Annotated in this window: 19 protein-coding genes and 2 pseudogenes; 11 read left to right on the forward strand and 10 right to left on the reverse strand. The window is 66.5% G+C overall.

The window, feature by feature from the left end; translation table 11 throughout:
- Together BO39_RS35355 and BO39_RS35360 are read left to right on the forward strand one after the other, a co-directional pair.
- Positions 1-89, forward strand: a pseudogene (locus BO39_RS35355) (IS6 family transposase); the annotation flags it as partial.
- A gap of 19 nt (positions 90-108) precedes the next feature.
- Complete coding sequence (locus BO39_RS35360; protein ID WP_043838483.1) at positions 109-471, forward strand: hypothetical protein; 363 nt, start codon at positions 109-111, stop codon at positions 469-471.
- Positions 472-514: 43 nt separating this feature from the next.
- Here the strand turns inward: BO39_RS35360 and BO39_RS24235 are convergent, their stop codons facing one another.
- Complete coding sequence (locus BO39_RS24235) at positions 515-1,816, reverse strand: ferredoxin reductase domain-containing protein (protein ID WP_245615369.1); 1,302 nt, start codon at positions 1,814-1,816, stop codon at positions 515-517.
- A gap of 249 nt (positions 1,817-2,065) precedes the next feature.
- Between BO39_RS24235 and BO39_RS24240 the strand changes: the two genes are divergently transcribed.
- Both BO39_RS24240 and BO39_RS24245 read left to right on the forward strand, forming a co-directional pair.
- Positions 2,066-2,536: a (2Fe-2S)-binding protein gene (locus BO39_RS24240; RefSeq protein WP_043838485.1), complete on the forward strand. Its 471-nt coding sequence runs from the start codon at positions 2,066-2,068 to the stop codon at positions 2,534-2,536.
- A gap of 17 nt (positions 2,537-2,553) precedes the next feature.
- The gene (locus tag BO39_RS24245; RefSeq protein ID WP_043838488.1) at positions 2,554-4,806 is read left to right on the forward strand and encodes a xanthine dehydrogenase family protein molybdopterin-binding subunit; all 2,253 of its coding nucleotides are present in this window, start codon (positions 2,554-2,556) and stop codon (positions 4,804-4,806) included.
- Between the two features lie 141 nt (positions 4,807-4,947).
- Here the strand turns inward: BO39_RS24245 and BO39_RS24250 are convergent, their stop codons facing one another.
- On the reverse strand, positions 4,948-5,646 hold the full coding sequence (locus BO39_RS24250) for a hypothetical protein (RefSeq protein WP_211257547.1): 699 nt from the start codon (positions 5,644-5,646) through the stop codon (positions 4,948-4,950).
- Positions 5,647-5,911: 265 nt separating this feature from the next.
- Between BO39_RS24250 and BO39_RS24255 the strand changes: the two genes are divergently transcribed.
- From BO39_RS24255 to BO39_RS24275, 5 genes are all read left to right on the forward strand, one after another.
- Entirely contained in the window at positions 5,912-6,286 is a 375-nt protein-coding gene (locus BO39_RS24255) for a c-type cytochrome (protein WP_043838490.1), read from the forward strand.
- 792 nt (positions 6,287-7,078) lie between these two features.
- Positions 7,079-7,786: an IS6 family transposase gene (locus BO39_RS24260; protein ID WP_211257548.1), complete on the forward strand. Its 708-nt coding sequence runs from the start codon at positions 7,079-7,081 to the stop codon at positions 7,784-7,786.
- A gap of 862 nt (positions 7,787-8,648) precedes the next feature.
- Positions 8,649-9,644: a caspase family protein gene (locus tag BO39_RS24265; protein ID WP_043838492.1), complete on the forward strand. Its 996-nt coding sequence runs from the start codon at positions 8,649-8,651 to the stop codon at positions 9,642-9,644.
- A 142-nt stretch (positions 9,645-9,786) separates the two neighbouring features.
- Positions 9,787-10,950, forward strand: coding sequence for a hypothetical protein (locus BO39_RS24270; RefSeq protein WP_156963888.1), 1,164 nt, complete (start codon positions 9,787-9,789; stop codon positions 10,948-10,950).
- A 232-nt stretch (positions 10,951-11,182) separates the two neighbouring features.
- Positions 11,183-11,608 carry a hypothetical protein gene (locus BO39_RS24275; protein WP_156963889.1) on the forward strand — a complete coding sequence of 142 codons (426 nt, stop codon included), beginning with the start codon at positions 11,183-11,185 and terminating at the stop codon, positions 11,606-11,608.
- A gap of 126 nt (positions 11,609-11,734) precedes the next feature.
- Here BO39_RS24275 and BO39_RS24280 read toward each other — a convergent pair whose 3' ends face one another.
- The 3 genes from BO39_RS24280 to BO39_RS24285 form a co-directional block, all read right to left on the reverse strand.
- Positions 11,735-12,718: an IS5 family transposase gene (locus BO39_RS24280; RefSeq protein WP_043838499.1), complete on the reverse strand. Its 984-nt coding sequence runs from the start codon at positions 12,716-12,718 to the stop codon at positions 11,735-11,737.
- A gap of 85 nt (positions 12,719-12,803) precedes the next feature.
- Positions 12,804-13,760 (reverse strand): peptidyl-alpha-hydroxyglycine alpha-amidating lyase family protein, encoded by a 957-nt coding sequence (locus BO39_RS31540; protein WP_084698449.1) that lies wholly within the window; start codon positions 13,758-13,760, stop codon positions 12,804-12,806.
- Between the two features lie 54 nt (positions 13,761-13,814).
- Positions 13,815-14,930, reverse strand: coding sequence for a tripartite tricarboxylate transporter substrate-binding protein (locus BO39_RS24285; protein ID WP_084698450.1), 1,116 nt, complete (start codon positions 14,928-14,930; stop codon positions 13,815-13,817).
- Between the two features lie 371 nt (positions 14,931-15,301).
- Between BO39_RS24285 and BO39_RS24290 the strand changes: the two genes are divergently transcribed.
- On the forward strand, positions 15,302-16,021 hold the full coding sequence (locus BO39_RS24290) for an HpcH/HpaI aldolase family protein (RefSeq protein WP_169742825.1): 720 nt from the start codon (positions 15,302-15,304) through the stop codon (positions 16,019-16,021).
- The gene (locus tag BO39_RS24295) at positions 16,014-17,672 is read left to right on the forward strand and encodes a GMC family oxidoreductase (RefSeq protein WP_052402560.1); all 1,659 of its coding nucleotides are present in this window, start codon (positions 16,014-16,016) and stop codon (positions 17,670-17,672) included. Before BO39_RS24290 ends, BO39_RS24295 begins: the two co-directional genes overlap by 8 nt.
- Positions 17,673-17,848: 176 nt before the next feature.
- Here BO39_RS24295 and BO39_RS24300 read toward each other — a convergent pair whose 3' ends face one another.
- The 5 genes and pseudogenes from BO39_RS24300 to BO39_RS24320 form a co-directional block, all read right to left on the reverse strand.
- Positions 17,849-18,919, reverse strand: a complete 1,071-nt coding sequence (locus BO39_RS24300) for a dihydrodipicolinate synthase family protein (protein ID WP_052402561.1) — start codon at positions 18,917-18,919, stop codon at positions 17,849-17,851.
- A 23-nt stretch (positions 18,920-18,942) separates the two neighbouring features.
- Complete coding sequence (locus BO39_RS24305) at positions 18,943-19,905, reverse strand: tripartite tricarboxylate transporter substrate-binding protein (RefSeq protein ID WP_169742826.1); 963 nt, start codon at positions 19,903-19,905, stop codon at positions 18,943-18,945.
- A gap of 169 nt (positions 19,906-20,074) precedes the next feature.
- Positions 20,075-21,289 (reverse strand): annotated as a pseudogene (pobA, locus tag BO39_RS24310) (4-hydroxybenzoate 3-monooxygenase).
- Between the two features lie 91 nt (positions 21,290-21,380).
- Complete coding sequence (locus BO39_RS24315; RefSeq protein WP_211257549.1) at positions 21,381-22,532, reverse strand: alpha-hydroxy acid oxidase; 1,152 nt, start codon at positions 22,530-22,532, stop codon at positions 21,381-21,383.
- Positions 22,533-22,546: 14 nt separating this feature from the next.
- Positions 22,547-23,518, reverse strand: a complete 972-nt coding sequence (locus BO39_RS24320; RefSeq protein WP_043838507.1) for a Bug family tripartite tricarboxylate transporter substrate binding protein — start codon at positions 23,516-23,518, stop codon at positions 22,547-22,549.
- Between the last annotated feature and the right edge of the window lie 29 nt (positions 23,519-23,547).

Consider the following 23,547-nt stretch of genomic DNA (forward strand, 5'->3'; position numbering starts at 1 on the left):
GCTTTCCGGCGGAGATCATCAGCCATGCCGTTTGGCTCTACCATGTGTTCAGCCTGAGCTTACGGGACGTGGAACTGATCCTGGCGGAGCCGACGGCGAGAGCGGCAGATGCAGCGCTTCAAGTCGGCTGAGCAGGCCCAGCGGTTCCTCTCGGCGCACGGCGTGATCTACGGCCACTTTCGTCCACGTCGGCACCTGATGACGGCTGGCGAGTACCGGCGCGCCCGGAACAAGGCCGTCCGGATTTGGCAGCAGGAAACCTGCGTCCAGACGGCGTCACGATCCTGCAGCGCGCTCGATCACGCGACAGATCTCCCCTTCCTCTCAAACAACTTGCCAATGCCTCCCGACTGGTTGATCGATGGTTGGGAGCCAAGAATGATGTGCATCGACTGCGGTTCGGCCGAGGCGATCTTCGGCTATCTCTGCCGTACGCCCAAAGCCACCGGCCTGGCGCAAGTCCCTGCTTGACCTCTATAGAAGCATCTATGCCGTTCTCGTTCACCTCCGGGGGTTACCGCGCGCCACGCCGCGCCAGAAGTTCCTGAAAGAGGCCTTGCTGGCGCCGCAGCTCGGCTGCGAGCGGCAGGTTCTCCACACGGCGGCCGTGCTGCACGTCCATCTCGAACAGCCCATTCAGGCAGTAGCGGTCATCGGCCCATCCAGGATGGCTCAGCACAGGGTAGAGGCAGACACCCTCCACCGGAACACCCTCGCGCATTGCCTCCATCACCTCCGCGCAGACATGTTGCAGCCAGGAGGCGCGCAACTCACCCTCGATGCTCGTCTCCGCCAGGAAGATCGGGCGGCGATAGCGGGCATGGACCCCGGCCAGGAGGCGCCGCAGTTGGCGTGCCCGAGGGTCGAAAGGGGAGAGGGTCGGACCTTCGCATAGCCATTGTGGGCCCGCGAGCTGCGGTCGGGTACAAAGCCACTGATTGTTCCAGTAGTAGTTCACCCCTACCACGTCTAGCAGATCGGGCGCTCCACCGAGTTCCGGTGCCAGCCGACCGATCAGCATATCCCAGGCCTGGAACTGGGCCTCGGCATGGGCTCTGGCCGGTTCCGGATCCGCGCCGGAAGGCGGCGCGATATGGATTATAGGCTCTGCGGTCAGGATACGCGCTCCCGGCGCCGCCTCACGGACTGCCCAAGTAGAGGCGATCACTGCACGCACTAGTTGGCGTTTTAGTTCGCCCCCTCGGGTGCGCGCCATGGGGTTCATCAAGGCCATGTCACCGCCCGCCCAGGCGAGATAGGAGATTTCGTTGACGGGGCACACCATCGGTGGGCGGCCGGTCTCCTCGAAGTGCAGGCGGCAAAAGGCTGCGGCGTAGCGGGCGAGGCGTTCGACGAAGGCGGCGGAGAACACGTCCAGCCCGTCCGGCCAGCCATAATGGCAGAGATCCCAAAGGACCTGGATACCCTCGGCCTCGGCGGCGCGCAGCATCGGCAGCACGGAAGACCAGTCGTAATTGCCGGCCGCACCGCCCTCGATCAGATGCCATCGCAGACCGTCCCGCGCTGCACGGATGCCATGGCCTGCGAGCTGCCGGTAGTCCGGCTGGGCCAGCAGGTCATGGCCGGTGGCCGCGATGAGGTCGAGCCGCCGCCCGTCCGCACGTCGATGGCTCGAGCACTCGAACCCGCCAAGAAAAAAGCTCTGGAAGAGACGAGGGCGGAAGGACGGCACGGGAGGTACGGGCCGGGCTGCAGCGGGCGTAAGCGCCTTCGCCTGATCAGCCGATCCGGTCATGGCGATCAGCGCTGCAGCGCCCCCGGCCAAGAAGTCGCGCCTTACGCGGTTCGTCGGCATCGTCCCCTCGCGGCTCCCATGCTTCTCCGGATGGAAAGCGTTGGTAGGGCCCGCGTTGCGCAGCAAGGAGCCGCTTGGGACCATTGGCAAGTAGGACAAGGCGCAGTTGCGGAAAATGCCTGGTGCAGCGCCGCGAGGCCCTCGTACCACCAGGCAAAACCGGGGGCAGGGTCATCCGTTAGATTTCCTCAGCGCCGCTTCAGCCCAACCTCAGAAACGGGGGCTCCAGGGTGCCGGAGGATCCTCGTTATGCCGACTTCCGTGCCGTTACACGTCAATGGGCAGGCAACGACCGTCAGCATCGACGATCCGGACATGCCGCTGCTCTACGCGTTACGGGACAATCTGGGGCTGCACGGCCCGCGCTTCGGCTGCGGCCTTGGGCAATGCGGCACCTGCACCGTCCATATAAACGGCGAGGCGACCCGGTCCTGCGTAACGCCGCTCTCCTCCCTCGGCCCCGACCAGAAGATCGTTACGCTAGAGGGGCTCGGCTCCCCGGAAAACCCGCACCGCGTGCAGAAGGCCTTCATAGACGAGCAGGCCGTCCAGTGCGGCTACTGCATCAATGGCATGATCATGCAGGCAGCCGCCCTTCTGGCGCGGACGCCCAGGCCGACCGAGGAGCAGATCCGGAACGAGCTAGCTAATAACATCTGCCGCTGCGGCACCCATGCCCGTATCCTTCGCGCCGTGAAGCGCGCGGCCGGTGCGGCATGAGCACGGGAAGTGACGCCATGATCTCCCCCAAAGCCTCGCGCCGCGCCTTCCTCGGGGCGGGTGGTTCGCTTGTCATCGGCTTTGCCCTCGGCGGACGGGCGCTTGCCCAGGGGCAGCAGGCGCCCGCTGCTGCGGGCCCCTCGGCCCCGGCCGGGGGCGCGGCGGTTGCCAAAAGTGTGGCGATCGACGACGTGGATGGCTTCCTCGCCATCGACGCCGACGGGAAGGTCACCCTGTTCTCCGGCAAGGTTGATCTCGGCACCGGCGTGCGGACCGCCCTGATCCAGATGGCGGCGGAGGAGCTCGATATTTCGATTGAGCGCATCACCTTCGTCCAGGGCGACACCGCCCTGACGCCGGATCAGGGGCCGACCTATGGCAGCCTCTCCGTTCAGAACGGCGGGATGCAGATCCGCCAGGCGGCCGCGACCGCCCGCAAGCAGCTCGTTGAGACGGCGGCCCAGCGGCTCAACGTGCCCGCGACGGAGCTGGTCGTGGAGGACGGTACCGTGCGCCGGCGCTCCGGCGGGCCCGGCGTCGGCTATGGTGAGTTGGTTGGGGGGCGCGACTTCTCGCTGAAGGTGGACAAGGATATCACCACCAAGGATCCGACCCAGTTCCGTGTGGTCGGGAAGTCCGTCCAGCGGCTCGACATACCGGAGAAGACAACGGGTCGCTTCACCTACATGCATGACTTCAGGCTCGACGGCATGCTGCATGCCCGAGTGGTGCGGCCACCTGCCCTGCAGGCTGAGCTGCGCGAGGTGGACGAGGCCTCGGTGCAGGGCATACCGGGTTTGGTGAAGATCGTTCGCGAGGGCAACTTCCTCGGCGTTATCGCGGAGTCTGAATGGTCTGCTGTCAGGGCCTCCCAGGAGTTGAAGGTGACCTGGTCGGACTGGCAGGGCCTGCCGGAACAGAGCCGCCTGTGGGAGCATGTCCGCGGCACCCGCGTCGCAAAGGACGACGTGACCAGCAATGTCGGAAATGCCGGCGAGGCGATGGGTCAGGGCGCACGGCGCCTCTCCGCGACCTACGACTTCGCGATCCACACGCACGGCTCGCTGGGTCCGTCCTGCGCGGTCGCGGAGATCCGTGACGGAAAGCTGACCTGCTGGAGCGCGTCGCAGATGACGCACAACCTCCGCAAGCAGCTTGCCGCCATGATGCGTATGCCCGAGGAGCAGGTGCGTTGCATCTACCTTGAAGGTTCGGGCTGCTATGGGCGGAACGGCCACGAGGATGCGGCGGGTGACGCGGCGCTCCTGGCGCGCGCGGTGGAAGGTCGGCCGGTGCGGGTACAATGGGCGCGGCAGGACGAGCATGGCTGGGACCCGAAGGGGCCGCCGACCCTTATTGACCTTCGTGGCGCCCTGGATGCCCAGGGCAACATCGTCGCGTGGGAATCCGAGTTCTTCATCCCGCAGGGTGCCGCCGGCAACGTCGCCCTGGTGCCGGCGGAGCTGGCCGGGTTGCCGCATGAGGAGTCCATGGCGCCCGGGAACATTATCCAGAACTCGGCCCTGCCCTATGCCGTGCCGAACATCCATACGGTCTGCCACCGGCTCGAGAACACGCTGTTCAAGCCCTCCTGGATCCGTACGCCCGGCCGGATGCAGAACACCTACGCCAACGAGTGCTTCCTCGACGAGTTGGCTGCCGCCGCCAGGGTCGATCCTCTGGATTTCCGGCTGCGGCACCTGAAGGACGAGCGCGGCGTGGAGCTGCTGCGCCGCCTCGCGGTGCTGTCCCGCTGGGAAAGCCGCCCCTCGCCCCAGCGCAGCATGGGCAGCGGCACGGCCAGCGGACGCGGCGTCAGCTACGTGAAATACGAGCTGAACAGAACCTACGTCGGCGCCGTTGCCGAGGTGGAGGTGGACCGGGGCAGCGGCGAGATCCGCGTGAAGCGCTTCTCGGTCGTCCATGACTGCGGGCAGGTCATCAACCCGGATGGCGTGCGCAACCAGGTCGAGGGCAATGTGCTGCACACGATCAGCCGGACCTTGAAGGAGGAGCTCACCTGGGATCGCTCCATGGTGACGAGCCTCGACTGGGCCAGCTATCCCGTCATCACCTTCCCCGAGGTGCCGGAGATCGCGATAGAGTTGCTTGACCGCCCGGGCGAGAAGCCCTGGGGCGCGGGTGAGCCCTCGGCGGCCGTGATTCCCTCCGCCATCTCCAACGCGGTTTTTGATGCGACGGGGGTGCGGCTGCGTTCGGTACCGTTCACGCCGCCGCGGGTGAAGGCGGCGATGCAGCAAGCGACCTGAGAGACGAAAAAGGCGGCGCCCTATGAGGCGCCGCCCGACGCGGCAGGGCAGGCCATTCCAAGGCATCTTTACCTGACGAGCGCATGCGCTCGCCCGGCCGTGCATTTCAGACAGACAAAAGACGATTAGGCGTGAACTGGCCTAACGGATAATCGCGGGGCTGACGCCGCTGCCCTGCCCGGCCGCCGGTGCGACAGCTGCCGTGTCGGGGTCCCGCAGGTCGCCCTGCGGCGGCCCGAGGCGGAGCTCGCGCGCATCCGCCGGGATCCGGCCGGCCTGGATTGCACGCTGGCCTTCCGCCATCGCTTCGCGGGCCTGGGCCACCGTCCTCTGGCCGCGGATGATGTCATGAGCGAGGTTTAGCGCCAGAATGTTGGTCGCCTCCCGATCGCAATGCGCGGTCAATTCGCCGCGGGTGCGATCGGGGATGACGCTGCCGTTGAAGCTTGCGATGGGCTCGAGGAAGTTCAGCGGAATACGGTAGGAGACTGTCTGCTCCAGCACGTCGCTGTGTTTTGCGGGGAAGTCGTGTTCGACCCCTGTCTTGACCACCACGCTGCGGAGCCAGGGGCGATTGCCCTCCCAGTGAAGCCGCGTGCCGGTGACCTCCTGAGGGGCGCCGTATTTCCGCAGCATTTCCTCTGCAGCCGCTTTCGCGGCTTGTGGCCAGTCCTTGATCAACTCGGTGACGGCGGACTGGTCCGGTTGCCCTGTTGGCGCCTGGCCTGTTTGCGTCTGAGCCCATGCCTCTGTCAGCACACCAGAGCCGGCCACAACGCCGGCCCCTAGGAGAAGACGGCGACCGATGTCTGGCACCGAGTGGTGGCTGCCCGTGCGCATCCTGCGTGCCTCACCTGATTTGCGGTTGAACGGTGATGATGGGAGTGGGGTTGCCGCAGGAACGGCCCCGTCCCGGCGTGCAGGACTGGCAGGCGGCGCCCGACGGCGTGCCCGGCAAGCAAGCCGTCGGTCAGGTGCCTGCGCGGCTTCGTGTGCTCCGTCGCATCCAGGTCAGAGCCCAAGCGTTGGGTGCGGCGACGGAGCGCGGAACGGGCGGCTGTGCTTCATGCGAAAGGAGATTGGCGTGGAACGACGGATTGGTACGGTGCTCCGGGTGCTTGGCCTTCTGCTTGGGGTGGCGGGGGCGGGCACAGCGCAGGCGCAGAACACCGCAGCAGGCCAGCGGGCCTTTGCCCAATGCAGCGCGTGCCACACGATCAACGCTGGCGGACGGAACGGCGTTGGTCCGAACCTTCACGGTATTGTTGGCCGAAAGGCCGCTGCAATCGAGGGCTTTCGCTACTCCGCGGCGATGCGCGACAAGGCCCAGCAGGGCTGGTCCTGGACGGCGGACAACCTGCGTGAATACATCCGCAATCCGCGAGCGGCCGTCCCGGGAACGAGCATGGCCTATGCGGGCATGCGGAACGACGAGCAGCTCAACAACCTGATCGGCTATCTCGAACAGGAGAGCCGGTAACCCAACCACCCCTTCCTAAGAAGGATCCGCAGGGCGACTACCGCATCCTGAATCACCAGGTTGATGCCGATACCTCTAATGGCCGGTGGGCTCGACCCGCTCCCCTCAGCTATGAGCCTTCCATCAGCCACTGCTGCGGAGAGGGCTTTTTGTTTGCTGACGGTCCCGCCGTCGTCACTACCAGCCTCCCCACTGCCCTGCCCCGGTCAGCGACGCTGCATCGCAGTTCCGCTCGCTAGACCGCACGTCCCCGCGGCAGCCGCCCCCTCCCCCACCCTCACGCACGATAATAGTCTTTACGATGCCGCAGCGTCGATCAACAGCATGCTCAACTGGGTGCGGTTAAGTGCCGGTGTGCAGCTCTGTCTATCCACCGGAAGCACGACAGCATTGACGTGCGGATGAGTTGAAGCTCACCCGACACCGCTCCGCCGATTTGGCGCTCGGTTACCTCCGCCCCGCTGATCTCTGGCGCAACAACCCCACGCAGGGCATCTGGGGTGAGCTAGGTGACTTAGCTGAACGGCGGGGCTGACCACCTGTTTCGAGAGCCCACCACTGGGAGCAGTTGCGATGGATCTATCAGAGATCGCGCCAGAGGCGCCTGAATTGGTGGGCGGGGGAAGGTGCGGATAGGCTCCTAACGGGTTGATGGGCGGCTGGGAGCCTGGGATGGCGTGCGTGTACTGCGGTTCAGCGGAGGTGGCCGAGCGGCAGGACCGTACGGCCCAGAGTTACCGGCGCTTTCGCTGTCGCGCCTGCAGGCGAGGGTTCAACGAGCGCAGCTCTGGGGTGCTGAACAGGGCGCAGTACCCGAGCGACGTCATCGCTCTCGTGGTGCTGTGGCGCTTGCGCTACCGCCTGACCCTGCGAGACCTGTCCGAGATGTTCCTCCTCCGCGGGATCGTGTTCAGCCAGGAGGCGGTCCGCAACTGGGAGGCCAAGCTCGCGCCGTCGCTGGCGGATGAACTGCGCCAGCAACGGCGCGGGAAAGGCGGCGCTGGCCGTCGCTCCTGGCACGTCGACGAGACTTATTTGAAGGTTCGTGGACGCTGGTGCTACCTGTATCGGGCGATCGACCGGAACGGCGATCTCGTCGACACCCTGCTGAGCGAGCACCGCGACATGGCGGCAGCCAAGGCGTTCTTCCGCTCGGCCAAGTCCGCCACTGGCATGGTCCCCGACAAGGTCACCACGGACGGGCATGGCTCCTACCCGCGGGCGATCCGCTCAACACTGGGCAAGCGGGTCACCCACCGCACCAGCGCCTATATGAACAATGGACTTGAGCTGGATCACCAGGGCATCAAAGGCCGGATCCGATGTATGCGCGGGTTCAAGAGCTTCACCTCAGCCGACCGGTTCTGTCGAGCTTATGACGAACTCCGCAACCATCTCCGCCCTCGCACCCGCCACAACCAGCATGTTCCCGCCAACCGCCGCCGCATGGTTCATCTCCGTCGTGCGGCCGCCGCGCTCGCTATCCTCGCGGCAGGATAGACCGACGAGTCAGCTGGCCTGTGACGGCATCTCTGGCGCGAGCGCTGACAGAACCCCCTCGCCTGCAGGCGCGACAGCGAAAGCGCCGGTAACCCTGGGCGTATGGTCCCGCCGCTCGGTCACCTCGGCTGAACCGCAGTCCACGCACGCCATCCCAGGCTCCCAGCCGCCCATCAACCCGTTAGGAGCCTATCCGCACCTTCCCCCGCCCGCCAATTCAGGCGCCTCTGGCGCGATCTCTGACAGATCCATCGCAACTCGCGGTAGCTCGTCTCTGGCCACACGCGCAGCGTGGGCATGGCGTGGAGGTCGGCATTACTCGACGTCCAATCCCTAACCATTAGTGATTCGCTTGTGAGTGGAGCTAAACGACTTGGCGTGCGCTGATAAAGTAAACCCTGAAAAGTATTCACTTTTCCGTCATGCATGATGATGCCTGTTCTACCCAGGGTTGGTAGTGGCATAGCATCCTAAATACCGTGAAAGCAGCGGTTCGATTCGGTTGTAGAAATCGTTACGCCCGATCGATAGCGGCCAGTATGACGACCCAAATGGGAGGACGTTTAAATGGCTCGCAAGAGAATCTATTAGTCTATCCATTCTAGAAATATTCTTCGAAGGCATAGAAGTGGCGGCCGTTTGAGCAGCGTCTCTACGCATGGCTGATGATGTACTGCCGCGTGGCTGACAGTTGCTTGATCGGCCGGGAGATGACCTACCCGGTTCATCCACTGCTGTCTTCTGAATGGCCGGACGTCGATGACCGCTCCGATGGAGGCGAGCATCGCTGGTGCCGCGTGAATACCGCGACGAGGCAAGTCCTCGTCGCACCCCCCAGCAACAACGCAAGGGACGTCTCGAGATGGCCAACAAAGCCTTGATCGCCGCCATCGATCATTACCCTAACCCCAGGAATAATCTTCCCAGCTGTCTCGCCGATGCGGCCGCATTTGAGCGCACGCTTCGAGGCGCCTTCGGCTTCACCGAGACTCCGATGCTGCTCGACCACATGGCGACGCTCAGCAATGTGCGGTCGGGCTTGAACTGGCTGTTTTCCGGCGCCGGGCCGAACGATCGCCTGGTGTTCTATTTCTCCGGGCACGGCTATCAGGCTCGCAATGGTCAGGACCTCGACGAGGTGCTCTGCCTTTACGACCAGTTCTTGTTCGACAATGAGCTAAGCGAGCGGACCCGCTCGCTCCCGCCGGGCGTGTTCACCATGATCTCCGACAGTTGCCACTCAGGTGGCCTGTACAAGGTCATGTTCGGCGACGAGATGGAGGATCTCAGCCATCTCGCCCAGACAAAGGTCCTGCGAGTTCCTCCGCTGGAGCAGGAAGACAAGGCCTTCGTCCACCCCGTCGACGTCCGATCGCTACGCTACCGGCCGTTCGGCGCCCTACCGCGGTCGCCGGCCGCGCTTAGCAAGCGGTTCGGGTTGCCCATGCCCAAAGGCTACGACGAGGGAGGGCAACTGGCTATGAACGGACTGCTTCTCTCGGCCTGCCTAGAGGACGAGACGGCCTCCGCATCCACGCCCAAGACTAACGGGCTGTCCGCCTTCACCTACGCCCTACTCCAACAGCTTGGGACGCTCGGCCCCCGCGTTTCCAACCAGCGCCTCATGGAGGCGACCACGGCGACGCTCAAGCAACTCGGATTCCGGCAGACACCGGTGCTGATGGAGCCGACGGCCCCCCCGGGCATCGCTGGCCGCTCCTTCCTGCTGCTGGAGGAGATGGTGGCCTCCGAGCCGAAGAGCTTCGGCATCCCGAACCAGGATGAGATTCGCCGAGTCATCCAGCAATCCATTGAGGCTCTGCGCCGGGGGAGCATGCCCGCTGCGGCAACCGCTTAGGCCGGCCCTCGGCTCCTCGTCCGTCGCCGCAATGGGCTCCGACCCCTCGTGGCGTGGGCTGGCGGGGTAGGGGATTGGCCGCGTTGGCCGCCCTCCCCGCTTCAGATCTACGTTCCCCAAAAACAAAGGAAAGGACCGGTCCATGAGCAACACCACTCAGCTTCCATTCGCGACCACTCCCGGAATGCCCTCGGCCAGCGGAGCCACGACCGCCTCGGCGTCCACGTCGCCACCGTCCATGATTACGCCAATCGGATCCGGGCCAGTGCCCGGTGCCGGAGGTGACGAGAAGTTCTGGGGCGTGATCGCGAACATCGCCCAGGTCGCCATTCCCGCAGTTATCCAAGCGCTGCAGAGGAAAGGGTTTGAGCCCGGGAAAGAATTCCAGGCCATGCCCGGCGGTGAGGAGAAATTCTGGCGCTCCCTCGTCCCCGTCATTTGCGACTTGGCGCCGCGCGTCATTCGGGTCCTTTCGAAGAACGGCTACGAGCCCCAGAAGGACTTCGGCGCCGGCGGCGAGGAGAAATTCTGGGGCGCCTTCGCGCGAGTTGTCGCGTCGACTCTGCCGACTCTGGTCAGCGAGCTGACCAAGCAGGGTTACGACCCCCAGAAGGACTTCGGCGCCGACGGCGAAGAAAAGTTCTGGGGCACGATCGCCTCGGTGGTCGCCTCGGCGCTGCCCGCCGTTATCCAGGCGCTTCAGAAGGGCGGCGTCGAGGCCCCGAAGGGCTTCGATGCCACGCCGGATGGCCAGGAAAAGTTCTGGGGCGCCTTGGTGAGCGTGGTCGCCTCGACGCTGCCAACCGTAATCCAGGCGCTACGCAAGGGCGGCTTTGAACCGCAGAAGGACTTCGGCGGATCCCAGGAGAAGTTCTGGGGCGCGATCGCCTCGGTGGTCGCCTCGGCGCTGCCCGCCGTTATCCAAGCCTTCCAGAAGGGCGGCTTCGACGTCCAGAAGGATATGGGTGGCGAGGAGAAGTTCTGGGGCGCCCTGGCCAGCGTCGTCTCCGCCGCACTGCCGCTTGTCGTCCAGGCCTTCCAGAAGACTGGAGGCGCAGGGAAGAATCTCACGATGGGAGTAGGCGGTGACGAAAAAATCTGGGGAATCGTCGCCCGCGTCGCCGCCTCGGCGTTGCCGGCCATTGTGAGGGAGCTGACAAAGAGCGGCGATGGCGCGATGGACATCCGACCGACGGGCAGCAATGGCCAGGACACCACGGCCACGGCGCTAGCCGTTCCCCCGGAGCTTGTTTCCAACGTCGCCAGGGCAGCCTTGGCTAGCGTGGGGAGCGGTGTCCCGCACTGAGGTGCGCGACCACCGGGCCGGGCGGCTCCTCCTGATGGAGGAGCCGCCGCTCGCCAACGGTCCAAGCCCCTCGACCGGCTCTGTGCCGATCGTGCCACTCAAACTACTGCGGCGTTCGGTCTTCGCATCCGAGTACCCAATGCTGCAGGCGGTATCGATTGGTCTGAGCCTTTGCCGTCGTGCCGCCAGGCCCGACGAGAACGGTTCGAGCCAACACTAGGGAAGAACGTCCATGAGCGGCAGCATGCCTCCCGGTGCCTCTACGCCTCCAGCACTGCCCATGCCGGGGTTGGTCCCTGCGGCGGCACCGGTTCCCCCTGCTTCCTGGCTGCCCTTTGCGGGTACCGCGGAGCGTCGGGGAGCGCTGATCCGCCTCACGGCGGAAGGCGGCAACGGGTTCATCGAGCTGGACGGCGACGACGTGGGCTCCACCCCAGAAGGGCGGTTCTTCGTCCGGCAGGGGGCCATCGCCCGCCACGTCGACGAGCCGCCGCGGGGCGATGCCACGGCAAGGCCGCCTCCCGACGCGGTGGCAGGCGAGTGCCCATCCGGCATCACGTGCTGCGTCGGATCGGTCCTAATCTGCTGCGCCGACTTCAAGGTGATCGGCATCGGCCGCGGCGCGTGGGGCTGCCAGCGTGACGGCTTCGTCCCATGATGCAGCGGCCGTCGTCCCAGGAAGATGCCCACCGTAGGCGGGGGAGAGGACTGGCGCTGCTGCGGCGCGCGACTGCGTTGCATGGACCAGCGTGTGGGCGCAGGAGCGCCGTCGGCGGGTCCGCGGTCACGCGATACGGACATACTCCGGCCGTCCGAGATCGAGCATGCGGTTCAGCGCAATGACGGCGATAGTCACCTCTGTCGCGCGGCGCAGGTCCGTGCGCGAGCGAAGTCCGCCGTCGATGACCCGCTTGAAGTGCGCGATAGCCGCCTCAACCAAGGCGCGCCAGTTGTAACCAGACGCCTTCTGCCAGCCCATGCGTCCGCGCTCGGTAATCGTCCTGAGGTGCTGGTCGCGCTGGGCTGGTGCCGTTTCGGCAGTCGCACTCGGCACGCCGCTGGACCGGGGTGGCACGATGACGGCAGCATTGGCGTGCCGCGCAGCGACCTGACAGTAGACGTCGTCCTGGTCGTAGGCGCCGTCGGCAGTGAACGAAGCACTTGGGCCCGCGACTTGGTCGAGCAAGGGACCGACCTGGGAGGCGTCATCGACGTCGCTCGGTGTCAAAGACGACGCAACGATACACCCCGTGTCGGCGTCGACACCGATGTGCAGCTTGCGCCACGACCGGCGCGTCCTGCTCCCGTGCTTCGCAGCCAGCCACTCGCCAGGCCCGCACAGCTGCAGCCCCGTGCTGTCCACCAGCAGGTGTATGGGACGCGTACCAGGCCGAGCCCGCGGCACCTCCAGTGTCTCGGCCCGGCGACTGAGGGTGGAGTGGTCCGGCACCGCCAGATTGAGACCAAGCAGGGCGATAATGGAGCCGATCAGGCCCTCGGTCTGGCGAAGAGCTAGACGGAACACCGAACGCAAGGTCAGAGCCGTGGTGATCGCCAGGACCGAATAGCGCGGTTGCCCGCCGCGCGTGGTCCGGGGCTCCGCCTTCCAGGCCGCGATCGCCGCCTCCGTGAACCCGACCGTCAGACTGCCGCGCCCGCGCAGGGCGGCGTCGTACACACTCCAGTTCGTCGCACGGAACCGCTGCGTCTGAATGGGGAGACCGCGGTCGGCATCTGCTCCGAGAAGCAAGCTCGGAAGCTGCCTCATCCCGGCCAGATATCCTGAACGTGGCAATGCCTCTGCCGGGGCGCTTCGGCGAGGCCGGGACGATGATGGCTGTAAGCTACGCACGTCATTCGAGCTGTCCGGCAACCTGCACCAACTTCCTAAATGTGCGAATGCGGCTTGGCCTTTCCCGCTCTGGATAAATTTCGCTCCATGCCGCTGCGGCGACCTCTCCGACGTAAATGTCTCCCCGAGAGTCGACCGCGATGCCATGTGGAGCCATGAACTGGGTATCACCCTCGCCAGGTCCCTCGCCAATCCGCGCCACAAGGTCGCCATCGGCCGTCAGCACCGAGATGCGAGGGCCAAGATTCGGGACCAGTCTGTTGATCGGAAGACCAGGACCGACCTCCCCCACAAACAGTCGGCCTTTATGCAGGCACATGGCACAGGGCCTGTGAATCCCTCGGATCTCGGCTTGGTACCGTCCGGCACCATCGAAGACCTGAATCCGGTGACTCTCACGGTCCGCGACATAGACCCATCCCTCGTCGTCACAGCAGATATTGTGCGGGATGTTGAACTCGCCTGGCCCAATGCCGGGCTGCCCCCAACTCAAGAGGTGCCTTCCATCCGGTGAAAACTTGTGGACGCAGGCGTTACCGTAGCCATCCGAGACATAGATATCCCCGGATGGCGAGAGTGCGGTGTGAGTGCATCTGTTGAACGGGCGACCGCTCATCGGCTGAGCTGCCGATCCTGGCACGCCCAGGTGAAGCAGGACCTTCCCCTCGGGAGTGCACTTCCGGACGGTGTGATCGCCGTCATCGGTGCAGTAGACAAAACCATCCCGTCCGACATGGATGCCGTGCGGACGCGTGAAGATGTCCTCACCCCATGACCGCAGGAACTGGCCCTCCCGGCTGAACACGACGACTGGATGAGCTCCCCGATGGAAGACGTAAACCTGATCCGCCGCGTCCGCCGCGACTCCTGCAACGTCCCCGAGTTCCCATCCTAGCGGCAGCTGCGCCCAGGACGGCTCGACAACGTAGGCGAGATTCGCGGATAGGAGCCTTTGCATCCTTGCCCTCCTGAGCCGGCCTGCCGGAACCCGGCCGACACCACGTTCCGACCGTCAGTCCTGCGGTTCGAAGCCAATCGATTTTACCACACCCGCCCAGTGGTCGTAATCGGACCTTATCGTGCGGGACAACTCCGCGGGGCCGCCTGGGTCCGGCTGGAGCCCGAGTGTTCTCAGGCCGCTCGACACTTCCGAGGATCTCGCTGCCATTTGCAGAGCCTCGCTGGCCTGCTGCACGCGTGCGGGGTCGGAGCCCGATTTCATGAAGAAGCCGAACCACTCTGTGGCCGTGACCTGAGGGTAACCGAGTTCGGCGAGCGTCGGCACGTCGGGCAACATCCCTAGCCTGGATGGGCCGGAAGAGGCGAGGATGCGAACGCCTCCGCGGCCGGCCTGCCCGACCACGGCCGCAGGCGTCGTCACCGTCGCTGCGATATGTCCCCCCACTAGATCATTCACGGCGGGTGCGGCCCCTCTGTAAGGCGCATAGTTCAGCGGTGCGCCGACTGCGCGCGCCAGCGTCACGCCAATGAAGTGCGAAGAAGTTCCTGGACCTGCGGATCCGATGCTCGCCTGATCCGGGTACGCTTTGCTCCATTCTATGAATTGCTCAAGCGTCTGGACGGGTGCTGGCACGCGCGGACCCACCGTCACCACGAAGGGGAAGCTGGTTGCCTGTGCGACCGGCTGCAGGTCCTTGATCGGATCATAGGAAAGCGACCTGAAAACGTGAGGATATATGACGAGCATCGCAGCCGGGGTGAACAGGAGGGTCGCGCCATCGGCCGGCGCCGCCTTCAGATGTTCGATCGCGATCCGACCGCCGGCTCCCGAACGATTGTCGACGAGCACCACCGGAGCGTAGCGGCCCTTCATCTGCTCCGTGAACAGCCGGCACGCCACGTCGGCAGGATCACCGGCTGGAAATCCCACGAGAACACGGATCTGGCTCAGAGACTGCCCCGACGCGAGCCTTGGACTTGGAAATGCAGCCACGGCTGCGCTGCTGCTCGCGAGCCTGAGAAGCCCACGTCGGCCTGTCACTGTCACTCTCCGTCCTCCCTGCAGCCATTGAGGGCGAAGAACGTGCCGGACCAGACCGGCCGCCTGTCCACCCCTGCAACCCGGCAGAGCAAGCACACACAAGGCAACGCGCGGGGTGGCCAGCATGGCACCCTACCTGCTGAAGACCAGCGAGCAAGGGGTTTAGGTCTGATCCCTATCTCAGGACGAAGGAGGTTTGCGGAACACCAGGTGCGGTAGCCAGGGCGCGCTCATGCCCACCAGACCACCAGTTCTTGGCATTCTCCCGACCTAGAGTCGTCCAACGCCTTACCATCGGGCCGCTGGCCGTGTCCTCGTGACGCCTTCCCTGCTCTTCTGTCTTGCCCACGACGCTAATCCGCGTAGCCTGCGAGTCAAGCAGTAGGTTCGGAAGCCCTGCACCGGCTCCGTCAAGGATGGCCTTAAAGGGAGAAGGAATATTGCGAGGGACCAGGCTGAAGGATCGCAACCGTGCGGGCGAGGCGACTTTCGGCATCGTGGCCAGCCTCGGCAGTTCCGCTGCAGCGGAGATGATCGGCTTTGCCGGCTACGACTTCGTGGTCATCGATGGGGAGCACGGCCCAGGCGACTGGAACCTCTACCTGAATCTGGTCCGGGCAGTTCAAGCCACCGAGGCCGCAGCAGTTATCCGGGTACCGGCAGCGGATCCGATCTGGTTCAAGCGCGCGCTCGACATCGGGGCAGATGGGGTCATGGTCCCCAACGTTGATACCGCCGAGCAGGCTGCGTTCGCGGTGAGAAACTGCCGCTATCCGCCGGAGGGAAACCGCGGCTCGGCGGTGCCGTTGATACGGGCTTCCCGTTACGGCCTGCACAGCAGCGAGTACGTCGCGACCGTCTCGGCCAATCTGTTCATCGCGGTGCAGATCGAGACGCGGCGAGGCGTGGACAACGCGCGAGAGATTGCGGCGGTCGAGGGCATCGACTCCCTGGTCGTCGGCCCGCTCGATCTTGCGGGGGATCTCGGCATCACCGACCTGACCGACGCGCGCTTCGTCGAAGCCATCCAGAACCTTGAGCAAGCCGCGGCCGAGACGGGTTTCTCTCTCGGTGCTCCGCCTTTTCCGGGAAGGCCCATCGAAGCCCTGCAGGCGCATGGCTACCGCATGATCACGAACGGAACCGACGTGGGCTTCCTGAGAGACGCCCTCACCAGGGATCTCTCGACGGCCCGGAAGCTCTGGAAGCATGACTGAGACTTCCCAATCCGGCAGCCCTGACGCGATGGCCTACGACTATATTATCATCGGGGCGGGCTCCGCCGGCTGTGTGCTGGCGAACCGGCTGACCGAGAATCCCTCCGTGCGCGTCCTGTTGCTCGAGGCCGGTCCCCGCCCGAGGAGCCCCTGGGTGTCAATCCCGGCCGGCGTGTCGCGCCTGATCTTCCCGGGGCCTATGAACTGGAGCTACGCCACCGAACCCGAGCCGGAGTTGAACGGCCGCCGGATCTATGCGCCTCGCGGAAAGACCCTGGGCGGGTCGAGTGCCATAAACGGCATGGCCTATGTCCGGGGCCACCCAGAGGACTACGACACATGGCGCCAACTCGGGAATGTCGGCTGGGCCTGGGGTGATGTCCTTCCGTATTTCAGGAAGTCCGAGGCCCGCGAGACGGGAGCTGACGAGTTCCACGGCGGGGAGGGCGAGCTCTCCGTCAGCGATCCGATCGTCCGGCACCCGGCTTCGAGGGACTTTATCGAGGCGACATCCAGGCTCGGCGTGCCGCGCAACCTCGATCCGAACGGGGCAGAACAGGAGGGCGTCGGGTTCCTGCAGTTCACGATCCGCAAGGGCCGCCGGGCATCCGCGGCCGAGGCGTTCCTGCGTCCTGCCGAGCGGCGGCCCAACCTGCGCGTCGAGGTTGAGGCCCTCACGCAGCAGGTGCTGTTCCAGGGCAGGAGGGCGACCGGCGTGTCCTACACACACCGTGGCGTGCTCCGGCGTGCCCAGGCCCGGCATGAGATCATCCTGTCGGCGGGGGCGTTCAACAGCCCCAAGCTGCTGATGCTCTCGGGGATCGGCCCCGGCGATGAGCTAAGGCGCTTCGGCCTCCCAGTCCTGGTCGACTCACCAGGTGTCGGAGAGAACCTGCAGGACCACCTCTATCTTCACCATACTTGCGAGGTGACGGAGGAGAGTTCCATCAATCGCCAGCTCCGCGGCGCGCGGGCCTATGGGCATGGCGCCTATTATCTTGCGACACAGCGCGGGCTCCTCTCCATGGGCTCCTCGCAGGCGGTCGCCTTCCTGCGCGCGGGACCAGGCGTGGACCGGCCGGATCTCCAGATCATGTTCCGGCCGCTGAGCTGGCAGTTCACTCCGGATGACCGCCTGGAGATCGGCAGGCGGCCTGCCGTAACCGCCTCATGCTGCCAACTGCGCCCCCTCTCTCGCGGACGGGTGGCGCTCCGCTCGCCGGATCCGGGCAACGCTCCCCGAATTCATGCCAACTATCTCTCGCATGATGTCGACTGGCAGGTCGTCATCGCAGGCCTCCGGAAGATGCGCCTCATCTTCGGGACGGAACCTCTCAGCGGGCGCGTCATCCGGGAGGTGGTGCCAGGGATGGAACGCCAGACCGACGAGCAGCTGATGGAGTATGCCCGACTGGTCGGCAACTCCTCCCATCACTGGTGCGGCACATGCCGCATGGGGACCGATGCCCTGGCCGTGGTCGATCCTCAGCTGCGCGTCCGTGGTGTCGAGGGGCTTCGCATCGTCGATGCCTCGGTGATGCCGTTGATCCCTTCCGGGAACACCAACGCGCCGACCATCATGGTCGGAGAGAAAGGTGCCGACCTCATCAAGGCAGATTTCCACGCCACGACTTCGTCGCTGCGCGCCTGAACTTCTGCTGCCAGCTCGGCCCGAACCTGTCAGAGCCGGTGCTCAGCGATCACGGACAATGCGCGCACCTGCACCGGCTCGAGACGACGGCGGCCGGATCACAACCAACTCTGCGGCTTCGGCCTCTTTCCGGGCGGGCTCTCAAGGCCGGCCCGCGTGACCCCGCCGTTCGTTCCTCAGGCGTATTGCGGCCTGCTCGTGAGCTGGTCCGGATGAACGCCGCGCGAGCAGGCCATACGCCCGACCATGAAGCTCGGATCCGACTCCGCCGGCATCAGGCCGACCTGCCGGTAGGTGGCGAGGATCGCGTCGCGCGCCCTTGCGTCCAGCACGGGCACGGGCTCGACGCCGCTCAGGTCCCGAGACAGCCCGCCATTGCCGCCCATGGCCCATTGAAAGAACTTCATGTGCTGCCACGGATGCCCGCCCACGGCCACGAGCGAGGCCTGCAGGTCGAAGATGGCCCTGATGGCCGGCTGCATCTCCCAGTACCGGCGAAGCGCCGCCTCCATGTCGCCGGCCAGGATAGCCCGCATCAGCTCGACCGCCAGCGGCCGTTCCGGCGACTGGACGGACTCCACGATCCAGTCCGCCGTCACCTGGATCGGGTAGTGCCGCGCGAGCACCGGAACAAGATCGAGGTTGACGGGATTCACGATAAGCCGGTCGCCGAGAACCTCGCAGCACTGCATCGCGAGGACGGGATTGATCGGCTGGGTGAGCTTGATCGCGACCACCTGCGGCAGGTCCGCCAGGCGGTCATAGACGGCAAGCGGCAGGCCGCTCGGGTGGAGCGCGCGCAGGGCGCGGTTGTCGTGACCGTACAGCACGAAGCGCATGGGGCTGTCGCCGATCAGGCGGATGTACCAGTCGTAGAGCGCGTCATCGGATTCCGGCCGCACGCCGCGGGGCAGGACGATGAAGGCGTGGCTGCATCCCGAGCGCTCGGCGCGCTGCAGCACCTCCTTCTGCTCCTCGATGCTCGGGCGCTCCAGGATGGCGCCAATCGCGATCCGGCCGGCGGCCTCGTCGCAGGCAATTTCCAGGAAGCGTCCGGTCTCCTCCAGGTCGAGGCCCGGGGTGGCGCAGGAGGAGCCGAAGAAGCCGTGCGCGATGCTCTGGCGCACGTCCAGGCGGATGCCTTCCTCATCGAGCGCCGTGAAATCGGGCGTGAAGGACGGCAGGAGCAGGTTGCCCACCCCGCGCATCGTGTCACGCGCCCATTGCTTCGCCGCACTCGCCAACATCGGCATCCCTCCTCGCCCTTCGCTCAATCCTCGGGGCGGAAGCCGGAGGCCTGGACGACGGGGCCCCACTGGTCCCGCTCCGCGCGCAGTCGTGCCACGAACTCGGCCGAAGTACTCGTCAGGGGTCGGTAGTCCAGCCGGGCAAGCCCCTCCCGCACCTCCTGGGTTTCGGACCCGGCGACGAGGGCGCGGCGCAACTCCTCCGCCAGCTCTGCAGGAACATGGGCGGGCAGGAATGCTCCCAGCCACTCCTCGGCCGACAGGTCGGCATGGTCCTGCTCAGCGAAGGTCGGGACGCCCGGGAGCGAGTCCAGCCGCGCCGTGGAGGAGAGACCAAGAATGCGCAGCGTGCCGGCGCGCTGATAGGAGGAGACGCCGCCCACGGGCACGAGGACGGCGGGGATCTGGCCGCCGAGCAGGTCCTGCACCGCCGGGGCGGTGCCGCGATAGGGCACGTGCGTGAGCGTCAATCCGAGAGAGCGGCCGATCTGCACGCCCAGGAAATGCGGCATGGAGCCGGCGGCCGGGCTGGCGAAGGGCGTCTCGCCCCTCTCCCGCGACCAGGCGGCGAAGCCCGCCAGATCCCGCGCGGGATGGTCCGCCCGCACGGTCAGGGCAAACGGATAGACGCAGACCGGCGTGACCGGCGTCAGGTCCGTCAGCGCGTCATAGCGGAGGTTACGGCCGTAGAGGTGCGGGTAGATCGTCAGCAGACTGGCCGCCGCGATCAGCAGCACCGTGCCATCCGGCGGCGCGGCCTTCACCGCCTCCACCCCCAGGCGGCCACCGGCGCCCGTGCGGTTCTCGACGATGACCTGTGGCGCGTAGCTCCCCCGGAGCCGCTCTGCGTAGAGCCGCGCGACGATGTCCTGCGGTCCGCCCGCCGCGAATCCCACCACGGTCCGAACCGCGCGGCCAGGTACTTGGGCCAGCGCGCCGCGTGCCGAGCCTAGCGCGAGTAGGGTCGCTGCCCGGCGTGTCATCATGGGGATCATGCTGGCCTCTCGAAAATTCGCTGAGCGCCGCGGTCAGACACCAATATCGGCCTTAATCAGGTCGCGCACCACTGGCAACTCTCGAAGCTCCTTGCCTCGTGCCGTCCACCAGAGCCCAGCTCATGGACCGCAGTATCGCGCAGAGAGCGTCGCTGCCGCATCAGCCAAGGCGTTCCATCGCGTTGTATGCCGCATAGGCCAGAGGCAGGCCGACATAGTTCTCGGCTACAACCGCCTGCGCCTGCGCGGAGGCGCGGATGTAGCCGAGTTCCGCGACCTGCATGCGCCGCGCGAAGTCGTCCATGTCGGGGAAGCGGTGCGTCAGGCCGGCGAACCACCAGGAGAAGCGCTCGGCCATCCAGACCCGCGAGAGCGCCCGCACCGAGTAGGCCTCCAGCCCGGCATCGGAGCGCTCGGCATAGTGCTCGATCAGGGCGTCCGCGAGGAAGCCGACATCGGAGGCCGCGAGGTTCAGCCCCTTGGCCCCGGTGGGCGGCACGATATGCGCGGCGTCACCAGCGAGGAACAGGCGCCCGTGACGCATCGGCTCCGCAACAAAGGAGCGGAGCGGAGCGATGCTCTTCTCGATCGCGGGGCCACGCGTGATGTGCGCTGCGGCCTCGGGGCCCAGGCGCAGCGCCAGCTCGTCCCAGAGCCGCTCGTCCGGCCACTCCTCCAGCCGCTCCGTCAGCGGGACCTGCACGTAGTAGCGGCTGCGCGTGGGCGAGCGCATGGAAGCCAAGGCGAAGCCGCGGACGTGGCTGGAGTAGATCAGCTCGTCATCGCAGGGCGGCACGTCGGCGAGGATGCCGAGCCAGCCGAAGGGATACTCGCGCTCGAAGACGCGGAGGATTTCCGCCGGGATGCTCGCGCGGCTGACGCCGTGATAGCCGTCGCAGCCCGCGACATAGTCGCAGGCGATGCGGTGCGACATGCCCTCGTGCACCTAGGTAACGGAGGGTGCGTCGGTGGTGAGGTCATGCAGCACGACCTCCTCCGCTTCGAAGAACAGGGGCGCGCTACGAGCCTGGTGGGCGCGGATCAGGTCCTGCGTCACCTCGGTCTGGCCATAGACGGTGACGGACCAGCCGCCCGTTAGGCGGTGCAGGTCGATACGGAACAGGTCACCGTCGAGCGCCAGCTGCACGCCATGATGCGGTAGCCCCTCCCGGTGCAGGCGTTCGCTGACGCCTGCGCGGTCCAGCAGATTCACCGTGCCCTGCTCCAGCACGCCGGCGCGGATGCGCGCCTCGACATAGGATTGTGACCTCCGCTCTAGCACGATGCAGTCGATGCCGGCCCGGTGCAGGAGCTGGGAGAGCAGAAGCCCGGCCGGGCCGGCGCCGATGACGGCCACCTGGGTGCGGTGTTGCACTGTTCTTTCTCGCTAATCGGGTTTCGGACACGAAGTCGCAGAGCGATCCAGGGTTAGCCATCCGTGGCGCGATCGCCGTCCGGGCTCGTCATCAGCCTGGAAGAGGATTTCGGCCAACTCGCAGCCTGGCAATCTCCTGGCATCCGAGAAGCGCCATCGCGCGGTCGAGCTCATCCAGGAGAATCGAGAGGGCCCGGCCGGCCCCGGCCTCCCCGCCTGCGCCCGCGCCGTAGAGCGTGGGTCGGCCAGCCATGACGAAGGCGGCCCCGAGCGAGAGGGCGCGCGCGATGTCCAACCCGCGGCGCACGCCGCCGTCGATCAGCACGGGCACACGCCCGCCGACCGCCCGAAGGATCGCCGGCAGGGCGTCGAGGGGCGCTGGCGCCGCATCGAGCTGGCGGCCGCCATGGGTGGAAACGAGGATCCCGTCCGCGCCGATGGCGAGGCACTGCGCCGCATCGTCCGGATGCATCACGCCCTTTACCACGAAATGGCCGGGCCAGGCGTCACGTAGCTGCCGCATGACGTCCCAGGTGAGGGAGGGCATGATCTGTCCGGCCATAAAGCTCGCCAGGGAGCGTGCCCCCTGAGCGTCGGGCGGTGCGTAGGGCAGCAGGTTAACGAAGCGCGGCTCGCCGTACCGTCTGGTTGCGAAGGACCAGGCCGGATGCGTGACGAGGTCCCACATCAGGCGTGGAGTCATTCGGAAAGGCAGCGAGAAGCCGTTGCGCAGGTCCCTCTCCCGCTTGCCGGGCACCGGCACGTCCATGGTGACCAGAAGGACGTCCACATCCGCTTCCCGAGCTCGCCGCATGAGATCGAAGGCGATCTCCAGCCGTGCAGGGACGTAGAGCTGGTACCAGAGGTGACTCGCCGCCTCGGCCGCCGCGCTCTCAATGGTGGCGGTGGCCGGCGTGCTGAGGGTGACGGGCAGGCCCCGCGCTGCCGCAGCGCGGACGATCATCAGGTCGGCCCCAGGCCAGGCGAGCCCTGTCAGGCCGGTTGGCGAAATGCCGAAGGGCGCGGCCCAGCGCCGGCCGAAGAGGGTCACCCCTGGGTCGCGCCGCGCCACGTCCACGCCCGTGCGGGGCGTCAGCGTCACCTCTTCCCAAGACCGGCAGGCCCGGCGCAGCGCCACCTCGTCCTCGGCCCCGCCGTCGAGGTACTCGAAGGCGAAGCGGGGAAGGCGGCGCCGGGCCAGCGCGCGCAGGTCGGCGATTGAGTGGCAGTGCTCCAGGCCCACGCGCCGCAGCCCTCCTACTCGGCTCGCGCGCCGACGCGCCGAGCGATCAAGCCCCAGCGGCCGATCTCGGCGCCGAAGAAGGCAGCGAAGGCGGCGGGCGTCTCCGTCACCACCTCCGCCCCGAGGCCGGCATAGGTGGCGCGCAGCCGCTCGGACCGGAAAGCCTCCCCCACCGCGTCGGACAGGCCGGTGGCAAGATCCCCGGGCAGGTTCTTCGGGCCGAACAGGCCGTACCAGGTGGTCAGCTCCAGCGGAGCGAATCCGGCTTCTGCAACGGTCGGCACCGCCGGCAGGGTCGGCGAGCGACGGGCGGCGCAGACTGCGAGGGGGATCACGTTGTCGGCGCGGATCTGTGACAGGGCCGATGGCATCGTCTCGAACATGACGTCGATGCTGCCGGCCATGAGGTCCGTCACAGCAGGGCCGCTGCCACGGTAGTGCACGGCCGTGAGCGGGACGCCCGTCGCGGCGGCAAACTGTTCCGCACCCAGGTGGTGCACGGTGCCCGCACCACCCGTGCCGTAGTTGGCACCGCCCTTAGCCTTCGCCCAGGCCACGAAGTCTCGCAGGTTGCGCGCCGGCTGCTTGGGGGAGGCGATGATCACGTGCGCGATCTGCGCGAAGCGCGTGACCGGAGTTAGGTCCCTCTCGGTGTCGTAGGGCACGCGCGGGTAGATCGCGGGGATGATCGCATGGGGAATGCCGCCGCAAAGAAAGACCCCGCCGTCGGGCTGGGCCTTGGCAACGTAGTCGGCGGCCAGCATGCCGCCGGAGCCGCCGCGGTTATCCACCACCACCGGGCGGCCGAGCACGCCCTGCAGCCCTTCGGCGAGCGGGCGGATCAGCGCATCGATCGAGCCGCCGGCCGCGGCCGAGACGATCATGGCAAGGCGCGGCACCGGCCACCCCACCGCGGCGCGCGCGTCGCGGGATAGTAAGGGAGGCGCCGCGAGAAGTCCGCTGGCAAGGAGGTCACGACGCTTCATCCGAGACGGTTCCCTTTCTGCGTTCTTCT

It is taken from the genome of Roseomonas aerilata DSM 19363, assembly GCF_000711725.1.
Lineage (GTDB): Bacteria > Pseudomonadota > Alphaproteobacteria > Acetobacterales > Acetobacteraceae > Roseomonas > Roseomonas aerilata.